Raw genomic sequence first — 12,346 nt, 5'->3', positions numbered from 1 at the left:
TTTATTTTCCTTCTTTCATCATTTCTACTACTCTAAAAACTTGTTCTACTGTATCCACCATATTTTGATGAGCGACTTCTTTATTCATTGCTTCTTTAAGTGTTACAACTCCTCTTAAAATTGGGAAAAATGCATCAATTCCATATTGATTACATTCTTTTGCATCTGGTGTAACAGCTCCTGCAAAAGCTAACACTTTCTTATGATGCTTTTTAGCTAAGGATGCTACACCAATCGGAGCTTTTCCTAAAGCTGTTTGCCCATCAAGTCTTCCCTCACCGGTTACAACAAAATCAGCAGTTTTTATTAATTCTTCTAATTTGGTTTCCGTTAATACAATTTGAATTCCAGATTCTAATGTGGCATTCGTATACGTTAAAAAGGCAAATCCCATTCCACCAGCTGCTCCAGTTCCAGGATAAAATCGATCCGCATTCACATTAATTTCCTTAGACAATTCAGCATAGTGTAATAATAATTGATCCAATTCTTGAACCATTTCAGGAGTTGCGCCTTTTTGTGGTCCAAAAATAGCACTGGAGCCATTTTCGCCACATAGTGGATTCGTAACATCACAAGCTACTTTGAAGGTACATTCTTTTAATTTAGTATGTACGTTACTATCTTTAATCTTTGCTAATTCTCTGAGTCCATCCCCGCCGTAAGAGATCGCCTTTCCTTCTCGTGTTAGGAAATCATATCCTAACGCTTGTAACATCCCAACTCCACCATCATTAGTAGTACTTCCGCCAATTCCAACAATAAAATGTCGACATCCTCTTTCAATTGCATCTAGAATTAATTCACCAACTCCATAAGTAGTTGTATTCATTGGATTGCGACTTTCTTCAGGAACTAACGTAATTCCTGCTGCAGCTGACATTTCAATAATGGCTGTTTTACTTGAATCTTCCTTAGATTCAATCACTCCGTATACTGCTTCTACTTTTTCTCCTAATGGACCTGTTACTTCTTTTGTAACAAAGATTCCTCCCATTCCTTCGACTAATGCTTCAACGGTTCCTTCCCCGCCATCTGCTAATGGACGAACCACAACCTCTGCATTTTGATGAACACGTTTTACGCCTTCTGCTATCGCTTGACCAGCTTCCATAGACGACAAACTTCCTTTGAACGAGTCAATGGCAACAACGACTTTCATGTCACAGCCTCCCTTTTCATAGATTGATACACTATTATAGCAAGCGTTTACATATTTTCATAGAGTTTTTAGAATATTTCTTGAAAATTCTCCTACATTTCTTTATAAAAACAAAAAAAGACGACCGAAGTCGTCTAGAAATGCTAAAAAAATCTACGTTGTAGATAGTGATAAGAAAATAAACTTGAAAGGAAAAGTAAAAAACTTATCACACTCGTATGATATCACTCAGTTCTAACAATTTCAAGCACAAAAAAACCACCCAATATAGGTGGTTTTCAGAACTATCCCCTGAACGGACAGCCCAATAAAAAAATAAAAAAATAAAAAAAAGAAAAAAAGTGATAAGAAAATGAAAAAAACTTATCACAAGAAAATATTAGCATAGATTACTATAAAATTCAATAAAAAGAAAGGATGAGAAAACTCATCCTTCATCAAATTATATCTCATTATTTGTTTGCTAATAAGTCACGGATTTCACGTAAGTAATCTTCAGCTTTTGGTTCTGGAGCTACTTCTTTAGCAGTTTCTTCTTGTCCACGTTTCGCCAAGTCTTGAACAGCGTTCATTCCTTTAACAACCATGAATAGAACAAAACCTACAATCACAAAGTTAATAACTGCTGCTGCAAAAGCACCTACACCAAGTGTAGCTGAACCGATTTGAACTGATACACCAGCGATTGAATCTGCTTTAAATACCATTGCAATAACTGGTTCGAAAATATCTTTTACTAATGAATCAACGATAGCTTTGAAAGCTGCCCCGATGATTACCGCAACTGCTAAATCAACAACATTCCCACGCATTAAAAACTCTTTAAATTCTTTTAACATTATAATTCCTCCTATATTTAAAATATTAACTTTAAGTATAGTACAAGAATTTTTCTTTTAATGCAACAAATATGATTTCTGTTATATTAATTTTTGAATATAATTTTCTGGAGTATAAGAATCCACGTCAAATAAAGGTGTATCACCAACTGATAACTGTGCTAATAATGCTCCAATCCATACGCCTGAAGTTAACCCTGAAGATCCTAGCCCGCTAGCAACTAATACCGAGTTTTCTTCTGGAATACTACCGAAAAATGGTAAGAAGTCAGAAGTATATGCTCTTGTTCCAATTCGACTGCCTACCCATTTGGCTTGTTTTAATGGTGGGAATACTTCACACGCTTCTTCATACATTTGTTGCTGTAATTCTTGATTATCTGTTAAGTCAAAGCCTTGATCATTCTCATGGGTTGCGCCTACAATAATTTTCCCCTCTGTAAATGGTAGAATATCAATTTCTCCATGTAACATACAAACGGGCCATTTTCCTGTTTCTTCCGTTGTCTCTAATTCTAATTCAATTAATTGTCCCTTTTGTGGGCGAACGTCTACATAATACCCTAGTGGTTCAATTAACTCTTTCACCCACGCTCCACTTGATACGATAATTTTGTCGAACGATTCTAATCCGTTATTGGTCTTAATGACTACTTTTCCTTCTTCATCTCGTGTTAAGCTCACTTTTTCTTGTTGGATATTTGCTCCATTTTGCTGTGCTAAATATAATTGCTGCTCAACTAAAAGTTTCCCATCGACTCTTCCGCCACCAGAACAATGAATCGCTCCATGAGTTCCGTTCCACCCAGGAACATAAGAAGAGATGTTTTCAACTTCAATTTTTGTTAACGTCCCAATTCTTTCCTCTTCTTCCCTTCTTTCGACAGCAATTTTCTCTAACTTTTCTAATAATTCCGGAGTCTTTTTAAACACTAGCGCTCCTACTTGTTCATACGGCAATTGAGTCACACCATCTACTTCTAGTTGTGCCATTAATTCTGGATAATAAGAAGCTCCTCTTGCGGTTAATCGATACCAATCTTTATTTCTTCTTTGAGATAGCCACGGGCAAATAATACCCGCCGCAGCTTTCGTAGCTTGCCCAACTCCATCATCATAGACAACTAATTCTACTTCTGGATTTTTCGATAATTGATAAGCAGCTGTTGCTCCCACAATTCCTGCTCCAATAATTGCAATTTTCATCCTAATTCCTCCTTAATCTTTTCGATTCCATTGATGTTCTTGTTCAAAAACTTCTGCAATTTGTAATAATAAATCTTCTCGTCCTTTGGCAGCCATCACTTGTACTCCAACTGGTAATCCTTCTTGTGTACAATAAATTGGCAGACTAATCGCTGGTTGTCCAGTAATATTTGCTAATTGCGTAAAGGGTGTTAACTCTAATGTTTTTTCAAACATTTTCCAAATAATTTCTTGCTGTTCTGTTACTGAAAATTGTTCGATAGACTCTAACGCTACCCGAATAGATTCTTTCATTGGATATTGATCATGGTTTGGAGCGACATCATTCACACATGGCGTTAGGATTAAATCATATTCTTCATGACACTCTTGCATTTGTTTTGTCCAATAATCCCACTGGTTCAATGCTTGGCTATACTCTTTTGCTAAAATATGTTGTCCCGATTGATAAATGCCCCATGTCATTAATTCCATATCCTCTTTTGTAAGTGGACGTTGTAGCATTTTTTCAATCCCATCCATCATCGCAGCTGTTTCCACACTATTCATGATATAGTAATTTTTCATCACTTCGATTCCATCTACGGGCCATTGAATTTTTTCAATATGATGTCCTTTTTCTTGTAAAAATTTTACAGCTCGATTCAAAGCATTTTTTGCGGAGTTTTCGACCTTGTTTCCAATTGGCGAATCTTCTATGAATGCAATTTTTAGTGGTCGTTCAATGGATGCAAATAGTTGCTGTTTCGATAATTTTGGTAGTATAAACGGGCTTTCCATTTGTTCTACTTGCAACACTTCTAATAATCTTCTTGTATCACGAACGGTTTTCGTTAAGGCAAAATTCACAGAAGCCCCTTGCCAACCACGATAGCCATTTGGACCAACAGGTATTCTACCACGACTTGGTTTTAATCCTATTAAACCAGTAAAACTAGCTGGTATTCGAATAGATCCTCCACCATCACTTGCCATCGCAATTGGAACCATCCCACTCGCCACCGCACTAGCAGCACCACCACTTGACCCACCGGCATTACGACTAACATCATAAGGATTTGAAGTAACTCCCCATAAACTTGGTTCTGTCATATTTTTAAAGCCAAATTCTGGTGTATTTGTTCGACCAATAATAACAAATCCTGCTTCTTCTAATTTAGTGACTAATGTATCTTGATGCTGTTGAAGGATATTTTTAAATAAACGTGAACCTGCCGTTGAAGGTTCTCCCTTTTGACATTGCCCTAAATCTTTTAATAATAAAGGAACACCTGCAAATGGCTGATCACTAAAATTGCGTGACTGAGCTTCTCTTACTGCTCTTTCTTCTTGCAAATGGACGACAGCATTTAAAGTTGGATTCAATTGTTTCACTTTAAACAAGGCATCTTGAACTAATTCAACAGAAGAAACTTCTCCATTTCGAACGGCTTGTGCCATCGCTGTTGCATCTTTAAACTCTTGCATATTTATCCTCCTTCCATTCATTCTTCTTTATTGTACACGCCTGTTTTCTATTCGTAAACCTTATAATAATCGTATTTTAAGATATCTTTTGAAAAACAAACAACTCCTTTGTTATACTAAATTCAAATTAAGAAAAAAGGAGTTCAATTTATGAAAAAATCTCATTTGCTACTAGGTTTGGGAATCTCTATTAGCTTATTAACAGCTTGCCAAAAACAAGAAACCACAACCTCTTCAACAACTGAAGCAACGACTACAACTGTAGAAGAAACAACGGTTGCACCAAAACATGTTGCTGACTATACGTTATACAACACTGTTCTTCAAGACTATAAAGAAGCTTTGAAAAAAGAGAGTGGTTCTTTCAATCAGGATAATATTAATCCGTTTATTTTTTAATCGCAAAAACGAATCACTATTTACAAGGCGCTTCATATATTTTATATGATTTCGATAAAAATGGAGTAGATGAATTATTAGTTGCAACTACTTCACGAGACAATAAACATACGATTTTGGATATTCGTACCATCGTTGATGGAAAAGTTGTTCGAGTAACAAATGCAGACAATCAATTAGGATTTATCGGAGAAAGAATGAATATCTTCCCACGAGAAGATGGAAGCTTTACTTATATTGGAACTGGTTCTGCTAAAGACCACCTATATGCGCATTACAAATGGAATGAAGCTGGAAGTGCATTAGAGCGTGTCAAAGAAGGAACAACTCCAGATACTATTGAAGGAATAGCTCCAGAGTTGAATATCCCAGATAAAGACTGGTATCCAGTGCAATGGTATATCACTTCTCCTGAGAAGCAAAAAGAAATGGCAAAAGCTAAATTAAATCTTCAAGCCATTCAAAATGGAGATTATTCTAGCCTGAAAGGTACTTGGGTAGACGGTACTGGGCATACCTTTATTTTTGATGAAAAAGGTCTTGTAGATGAAAATTATGAGATGAAATTATCTTATTTCAAGGAATATAAAGGTACATTAATTGGTGGATATGGTCCTAAGAATTCTCCAGTTGGTGGTGCAGCTGTTTATATTATCCCAGGTGGAGTTCCAATGGTAGCATCTCAAAATGACACATTTGTAGATCCTATAAAAACAGATAAAGACCGTATTTTTGCCGGACAACAATTTCCAAGATTCGATTACGAATTCCATTATCGAATTGATGATTAACTATAATTTTAACAAAAAATCATGACCACCGTTTTTACGGTTAGTCATGATTTTTTATAATAATATTCTCTAATCTCTAACTACGCTTAGTACTATTTTTATTTACTAATATTATCTTGAATAATTATGAATTTCTTTTTTAAATAGCTACTATCTTTGAGAGTAATTTCATCATTATATTCTAATGCCCTGTAGTCCTTAAGAATAATTGTAGTATTAATTTTTGAGTTATTACTTTTTTCTAGGGTAATCTTTTGGGAAATTTTAGAATTACTATTATTCTTTTGATTATTTGTAACAACCTCGGTTGATTTATTACTCTGTTCTCTTACAACTACAGCATTTGATTCTTGATGATTAATTTTATTCATAACAGTCTTTGAAATATCTTTTATTTCACTCTTATTTTCTAATTTTTCAACTATTTTTAATTCATAAGTCAAATATCTTACTCGATCTTCCACAGATGGTTCAATTACTTGTTTTAACACATATCGATTTACCTTTAATTCATTTAATTGAGCATTACTATTAGTGGGATCTAAAAATGCCACTTTAATCTTATTTAATTCTTTTTGAATTGTATATATTCCCTTTTCTTTTAATACAAGATCGTCTTCCAACTTCAACTCAGAATCATCATATTTAACAACTCCATAAATATTATTTGATTTATCATAAACAACTTGACTATTTTCTGAATTCTCAATTACTGTAATATCTTCTTTATTTACTTCAGATTCAAATTCTTTATCATCTCTATTAGGATAAAGAACATACGCATAACTGTTTCTAACCATATCATGTGGTTGTACAATTGTTAAAAATGTATTTTCTACATTCTCATTACTTTGAGTTTCATTAATATCTTTCCAAGTACCACTTCTTGTTTCTTTTTTCAGATTTAATGAAGTAGTGTTTAAAAATTTATATCCAATATTCATTTCTTTATTGGAAGATTTTAGGAAAATATTATTTACTTGTAATTCCATTTCATTACTATCTACTGTTTTCTCTTTACCATCCACAATTACCTTGTAATCTTCTTTCTCCATACTACAATTTTTAGAACTTCGTTTAATCTTTCTATTTTCAATAACAGTATATCCATTTGTGCCACTTGCATCCTTTACTCCCGAACCTAAGAATACTAGTCGGTCTCCTAAGATAAACCAAGATTTTTTAGCACTCATTGTATTATCTAAATTTGAAAAATCCATTGCTACTGTTCCGAATTTTTGATTTAAAGAAGTAGAACCAACAAATGAATTTTTCATTGTTGTCATTCCTATACCTTTTTCTCTTACTTTATTATTTTCTGTTATCCCAGGCAACTTATACGTATCAACTGTAGCCCAGTAATCATCACTAAAATGACTTAAGTCATCATTATATAAATAAGAAACGCCATCACTTGTATACCATCCTTTGGCATTTTCCTTATTCATAAACTCATAATTTTGAATCTTATCAGAATGCATACTAATCCCAAAAGCAAAGCCACGTTCTTTATTGTAGTATGCAACTTTATTCATATCATTATACAATTTCAAATAAGTATTTCTTTCAATTTCTCGCACCATATTATTCGATAAAAGAGTTTCAAAAAGATACACATCATAGAATGATTTTAACGATAAGAATGTATCATAATAATTATCTGATTGAATAATGTTTTTTACAATTTCTTGTAATTTATTTTTTTCAGATGGTTCACTTACTTCAGCAATTCTCAAAATCCCCCTTAATACTTCAACTGCAGCAGTATGGTCAGATTGAGATTTTCTACTAAGCGATCTTCCTCTTGTCATATCCATCAATTCGCCTCTATAAATTAACGGAAGAAAACTTTCATGAATCCAGTTATATAAAATTTTTAGTTTATTTTGTTCAATTTTATAAGGACTAGCTTGGATAACTGGAAGTAATTGAGAGAATCCATCTATTAAAACATTCCCATAAGCTCCTGTATACGCTATATTGGTGTGATCTACATACGAACCATCATAGTGAAATCCTTCTCCTTCAGAAACCACCTCTAAGACATTACTCACAGTATTAATCGCTACTTCTAATTTTTCATTATCCTCTAATAAAATTCCTTCAATAACTTTTACTTTTCCTAAATCAGAAAGGTTTCCTCCAACAGCTTTTTTCCCTCTGTTTTGGCTTACCATTATTTTCGAAGGATTAGGTACCATTTTAGAAATTGGACGTAATAGTTTCACAATTTCTTCTTTACTAAAATATTGATTCATAATGGTTAAAATATTATTAATAGCCCTAGGAGTACCAATTTCATAATCCCACCAATTACCATTTGATTCAGTGTTTTCATTATAATAATTATCTTCCATTAACTTCATACTACGTTTTACTATATTTATAACTTCCTTATCATTGTAGTATTTAGATTTTGGGTTTGTAACTGATTTTGCGATTTGTTCAAGACGACGATACGTTTTCGTTAAATTAGCTGATTTTGAATAATCAGCTAAATCATCCCAAATTTTCTTATCATCTTTCTGGATTTTTTCAAGAAATTTTGTTACCTCTTTTTCATTTTGTTCATATATCTTATTCATACGACTATTCTCAATATTAAAATAGTCTAGACCTAAAATAATCGAATTCCATTTTTTTAAGAGTTGGAGAAAAGTTTGATTATCCTTCTCAACAACTAATGTTACTATTTTATCTTTTCTTCCTGGAGAACTAACTATTAATTCTGTTCTTCCCATTCTTCTAGGAGTAATAAATCCATCTTCCACTGAAGCAATTACTTTATCTCTTATTTTATATGTGTACTCTGAATTTAATAACCAACGCTTTTTACTATTTAATGTAATTGATTCTTCAAATTGGATTCCCTTTATATCTATAGACTCAGCATTATTCTTCTCATCATATTCTACTAAAGTTCTAATATTAGGAAATAAATGACTTATACTTTTTGAAATCAACGAATCCTTCCAATTTGTTAAAGGATTTCCTTCCCAATTATTTTTATCATTTTTTTCTTTGTTAAACGTACTATTTCTGACAAGATTAATAGATTGTTTACTTATACTTTCCGCAAATACTTGCTTATAATTGACAATAGCTAATAGAAATATCATTACAAAACAATATACCAAAAAATACACTTTACTTTTTTTCATTATAATTATCCTTTCCCAATTTAAACTTGTACTATTAACCTTATGAAAGTATTATACAGAAAATATTCTATTTATAAACAGTTAATTTTTTTTACTCTATCTTCTTATCATTCTATACAATATACTTTTAACTTTTTTTAAAACTAAAAAATGCCCCTATAAAAGGGACATTAAGATTTAAAACTTGTTATTCATTAGAATAATTCTTTATAGAAAGCAATTGTTTCTTCTAATGTTGGCATGAATGGGTTACCAGGTGCACAAGCATCGATTAACGCATTCTTAGATAGATATTCGAAATCAAAGTCTTTTTCTTCAATTCCTAATTCAGTTAATTTCTTAGGAATACCTACAGTTTCAGATAATGTTTCGATTTCTTTAATTGCATAAGCTGCACATTCTTCATCTGATTTACCTGCTGGATCTAATCCTAAAGCTTTAGCTACATCACGGAATGCTGCAGGAACACGTTTAGCATTTTCACGTTCAATAACTGGTAATAACATTGCACAACATACACCGTGTGGTAATTTGTAAACAGCACCTAATTGGTGAGCCATTGAGTGAACATAACCTAAACCTGCGTTGTTGAATGACATACCACCTAAGAAGATAGCATTTACCATGCCTTCACGAGCTTCGATATCATGACCATCTTTTACAGCACGTGGTAAGTATTCTTTAATTAATTCAATTGCACCAATTGATAATTTTTTAGTTACTCCATAAGCACCTGGTGTTACTAATGCTTCAACAGCGTGAGTTAAAGCATCCATACCTGTTGCTGCAGTTAATGGAGCTGGTTTAGAAACCATTAATTCTGGATCGTTAACTGAGATTAATGCTAAACTATTTTTATCAACCATTACCATTTTAACTTTACGTTCTTCGTCAGTAATAACGTAGTTAATTGTAATTTCTGCTGAAGTACCTGCTGTAGTGTTAATTGCTACTACTGGCAAACCTTTTTTAGCTGATTTGTGTAATCCTTCATAGTCTTGAGGTTTTCCACCATTTGTTGCGATAACTGAAATACAGCTTGCAGCATCTTGTGGTGATCCACCACCTAAACTAATAATGAAGTCACAGTTGTTTTCTTTTAATGCGCTAACACCATCTGTTACGTTTTTACAAGTTGGGTTAGGTTCTACATCTGAATAAACAACATATTCAATTCCTGCTTCATCTAAAGGTTTTGTAACTTTAGGAAGAATTTCACTTGATTGGATAAATTTATCCGTTACTAATAAAGCTTTATTATAACCTAGGTCTTTTACATAAGATCCAATTTCGTTTACTACTCCTCTTCCGATTAAGTTAATTGCTGGTACATAAAATGTTGACATAATGTTTCTCCCCTTAATATATAAATAATTTTCATTTTTTTATTATTTAATCAGTGCTTATACCTATAAAACACCTTTTTTCAGAATAATATTGCCATACAAGGCACTTTCTCCTGTTTGAATCACTAGATATGCTTTTTCAGCTTGATCATAAAATTCAAAACGTTCAAATTCTTTAATTGCTGCACCTGGATGACTTTCTTCTAATAATTTTTTATACTCGTCCCAAATAACTGGAACTGTTGTATCTCCCGGCACTACTTGCATTAATCCTGCTTGATATGAGCTATATGTGTCTAATGGTAATAATTTTAAAATGGCTTCTAAAACAACCGGAACGCCATGTCCGTCCATACGAACTACACGTTGCCCAATGCGGTGAGCTGGAAAATTCGCATCCGCGATTACCAGCTCATCACCATGACCCATTTCCATTAAATATGCCACTAAATCAGGACTCAAAATTTTAGGAATTTGTTTTAACATGATGAAATTCCTTTCTTAATTTGTTTGAATTTTTGTTGAATGTTAGAAAATCCTTCAACAGATTGAGGCTCATAACGAGTCACAACTTCCGAAGCTTTAATAAGATTTTGTGCTTCTTGACGTGAATGAATCACTTCTAATGTCAATAATTGGGAAAGAATATTTCCTAATGCACTTGCTTCTACTGGCCCTGTAATAACAAGACGATTGGTGAAGTTAGCAGTAATTTGACATAATAGTTTATTTTGGATTCCTCCACCTACCATTTGTACGGTTGTCATTTCTTGTTTTGTTAAGTCTTCTAATTGCTCAATTGTTTCTAAATAAGTTAATGCTAAACTTTCAATTACAATTCGAACAATATGTCCTTTTGTTTGAGGAACAGTCTGTCCTGTTACTTTACAAAACTCTTTGATTTTACTTTCCATATCTCCTGGCGAAGCAAATACTGGATCGTTTGGATAAATCCATGTTTGATTATCCGTTACTTTTTCAGCTAATTGTACCATTTCAGCAAAGCTTACTTCTTCACCTTGACTTCTCCAGTCACGTTGTAATTCTTGGATAATCCACATGCCAGTTGTATTTTGAAGTAATCTGTATTTACCATCGAAGCATCCTTCATTGGTTAATCCTGATTCGAATGCTTCATCTGTAATTACTGGTTTATCAGACTCAATTCCTACTAACGACCAAGTACCACATGAAATAAATACAGTACCTTTTTCATTTTCATAAGGAATTGCTAAAACTGCTGCAGCTGTATCATGTCCAGCTCCTGCAATTACTTTAAACGGTTCAACTTTTAATTCTTGAACAATTCTTGGTGATAAATCTCTTAATACAGAACCATTTTTAACTGGTGATGAGAACCATTTGGTTGGAATTCCTAGCTTTTCAAAAATTTCTTCTGAAAATTCTTGTGTGAAAATATCGAGTAAACCACTCGTACTTGCGATTGTATATTCGTTTGCAAGAACACCCGCTAATAAGTAATTAATTAAATCTGGGATAAACAAAACTCTTTGTACGACTTCTTTTAGCTGTGGTTTTTCTTGTAAATCTGAATATATTTGCAAGATTGTATTATACGTTGCAGGTTGAACTCCTGTTTTCTTAAATAATTCATTTTTTGAAATTAATTGATAGAACGATTCTTCATAACGCCCCATTCGATTATCTCTGTAGCAATGCGGTTGATAGAGCAAATCTCCATTGTGATCTAAGTATGCATAGTCCACTCCCCATGTATCAACAGAAATGGAACGAATCGGAATAGAATCATTTGAAGCTTTTTTAATTCCTTGTTTGATTTCACCAAATAGGTGTAACAAATTCCAATACAATCCATCGTTAAGATTCACCGGCTCATTTTTGAACCGATGAACCTCTGATAACTGGAGGGAGCTGCCATTATAAACGGCTTGCATGACACGCCCTGAACTTGCTCCTAAATCAATAGCTAACACTTTCATTAAGCTCATGCTTT

The 12,346-nt window shown here is 33.2% G+C and carries 10 protein-coding genes; 2 read left to right on the top strand and 8 right to left on the bottom strand.

The genetic code is table 11. The features are described from left to right. Position 1: 1 nt before the first annotated feature. The 4 genes from RWZ86_RS01865 to RWZ86_RS01850 form a co-directional block, all read right to left on the bottom strand. Positions 2-1,162 carry a glycerate kinase gene (locus RWZ86_RS01865; RefSeq protein WP_314679529.1) on the bottom strand — a complete coding sequence of 387 codons (1,161 nt, stop codon included), beginning with the start codon at positions 1,160-1,162 and terminating at the stop codon, positions 2-4. A 452-nt stretch (positions 1,163-1,614) separates the two neighbouring features. Continuing rightward, the gene (gene mscL / locus RWZ86_RS01860; RefSeq protein ID WP_314679528.1) at positions 1,615-2,001 is read right to left on the bottom strand and encodes a large conductance mechanosensitive channel protein MscL; all 387 of its coding nucleotides are present in this window, start codon (positions 1,999-2,001) and stop codon (positions 1,615-1,617) included. Between the two features lie 81 nt (positions 2,002-2,082). Next, complete coding sequence (locus RWZ86_RS01855) at positions 2,083-3,207, bottom strand: FAD-binding oxidoreductase (RefSeq protein ID WP_314679525.1); 1,125 nt, start codon at positions 3,205-3,207, stop codon at positions 2,083-2,085. A 12-nt stretch (positions 3,208-3,219) separates the two neighbouring features. Further along, the gene (locus RWZ86_RS01850) at positions 3,220-4,674 is read right to left on the bottom strand and encodes an amidase (RefSeq protein ID WP_314679523.1); all 1,455 of its coding nucleotides are present in this window, start codon (positions 4,672-4,674) and stop codon (positions 3,220-3,222) included. A 150-nt stretch (positions 4,675-4,824) separates the two neighbouring features. On the opposite strand from RWZ86_RS01850, the gene RWZ86_RS01845 reads away from it, so the two are divergent. Next, positions 4,825-5,073 carry a hypothetical protein gene (locus RWZ86_RS01845; protein ID WP_314679520.1) on the top strand — a complete coding sequence of 83 codons (249 nt, stop codon included), beginning with the start codon at positions 4,825-4,827 and terminating at the stop codon, positions 5,071-5,073. A gap of 116 nt (positions 5,074-5,189) precedes the next feature. Next, a complete protein-coding gene (locus RWZ86_RS01840) occupies positions 5,190-5,864 on the top strand; it encodes a DUF6287 domain-containing protein (protein WP_314679517.1) in 675 nt (224 codons plus the stop codon). Between the two features lie 98 nt (positions 5,865-5,962). Here RWZ86_RS01840 and RWZ86_RS01835 read toward each other — a convergent pair whose 3' ends face one another. The 4 genes from RWZ86_RS01835 to RWZ86_RS01820 all read right to left on the bottom strand — a co-directional run bounded on the left by RWZ86_RS01835 (position 5,963) and on the right by RWZ86_RS01820 (position 12,341). Next, complete coding sequence (locus RWZ86_RS01835) at positions 5,963-9,025, bottom strand: polysaccharide lyase 8 family protein (RefSeq protein WP_314679515.1); 3,063 nt, start codon at positions 9,023-9,025, stop codon at positions 5,963-5,965. A 194-nt stretch (positions 9,026-9,219) separates the two neighbouring features. After that, complete coding sequence (locus RWZ86_RS01830; protein WP_314679514.1) at positions 9,220-10,371, bottom strand: iron-containing alcohol dehydrogenase; 1,152 nt, start codon at positions 10,369-10,371, stop codon at positions 9,220-9,222. 63 nt (positions 10,372-10,434) lie between these two features. Continuing rightward, entirely contained in the window at positions 10,435-10,857 is a 423-nt protein-coding gene (locus tag RWZ86_RS01825) for an RbsD/FucU domain-containing protein (protein WP_314679512.1), read from the bottom strand. Continuing rightward, entirely contained in the window at positions 10,851-12,341 is a 1,491-nt protein-coding gene (locus RWZ86_RS01820; protein ID WP_314679510.1) for a rhamnulokinase family protein, read from the bottom strand. Before RWZ86_RS01820 ends, RWZ86_RS01825 begins: the two co-directional genes overlap by 7 nt. Positions 12,342-12,346: the final 5 nt, after the last annotated feature.

Source organism: uncultured Granulicatella sp., from assembly GCF_963545075.1.
Classification (GTDB): Bacteria; Bacillota; Bacilli; order Lactobacillales; family Aerococcaceae; genus Granulicatella.
Note: the sequence above shows the minus strand (reverse complement) of the source record. Positions and strands in the feature narration are given on the sequence as shown.

Coding starts and splice junctions, on each gene's coding strand:
- RWZ86_RS01825 (WP_314679512.1), bottom strand. CDS start 10,857: ATGTTAAAACAAATTCCTAAAATTTTGAGTCCTGATTTAGTGGCATAT.
- RWZ86_RS01865 (WP_314679529.1), bottom strand. CDS start 1,162: ATGAAAGTCGTTGTTGCCATTGACTCGTTCAAAGGAAGTTTGTCGTCT.
- RWZ86_RS01845 (WP_314679520.1), top strand. CDS start 4,825: ATGAAAAAATCTCATTTGCTACTAGGTTTGGGAATCTCTATTAGCTTA.
- RWZ86_RS01820 (WP_314679510.1), bottom strand. CDS start 12,341: ATGAGCTTAATGAAAGTGTTAGCTATTGATTTAGGAGCAAGTTCAGGG.
- RWZ86_RS01850 (WP_314679523.1), bottom strand. CDS start 4,674: ATGCAAGAGTTTAAAGATGCAACAGCGATGGCACAAGCCGTTCGAAAT.
- mscL (WP_314679528.1), bottom strand. CDS start 2,001: ATGTTAAAAGAATTTAAAGAGTTTTTAATGCGTGGGAATGTTGTTGAT.
- RWZ86_RS01835 (WP_314679515.1), bottom strand. CDS start 9,025: ATGAAAAAAAGTAAAGTGTATTTTTTGGTATATTGTTTTGTAATGATA.
- RWZ86_RS01830 (WP_314679514.1), bottom strand. CDS start 10,371: ATGTCAACATTTTATGTACCAGCAATTAACTTAATCGGAAGAGGAGTA.
- RWZ86_RS01855 (WP_314679525.1), bottom strand. CDS start 3,207: ATGAAAATTGCAATTATTGGAGCAGGAATTGTGGGAGCAACAGCTGCT.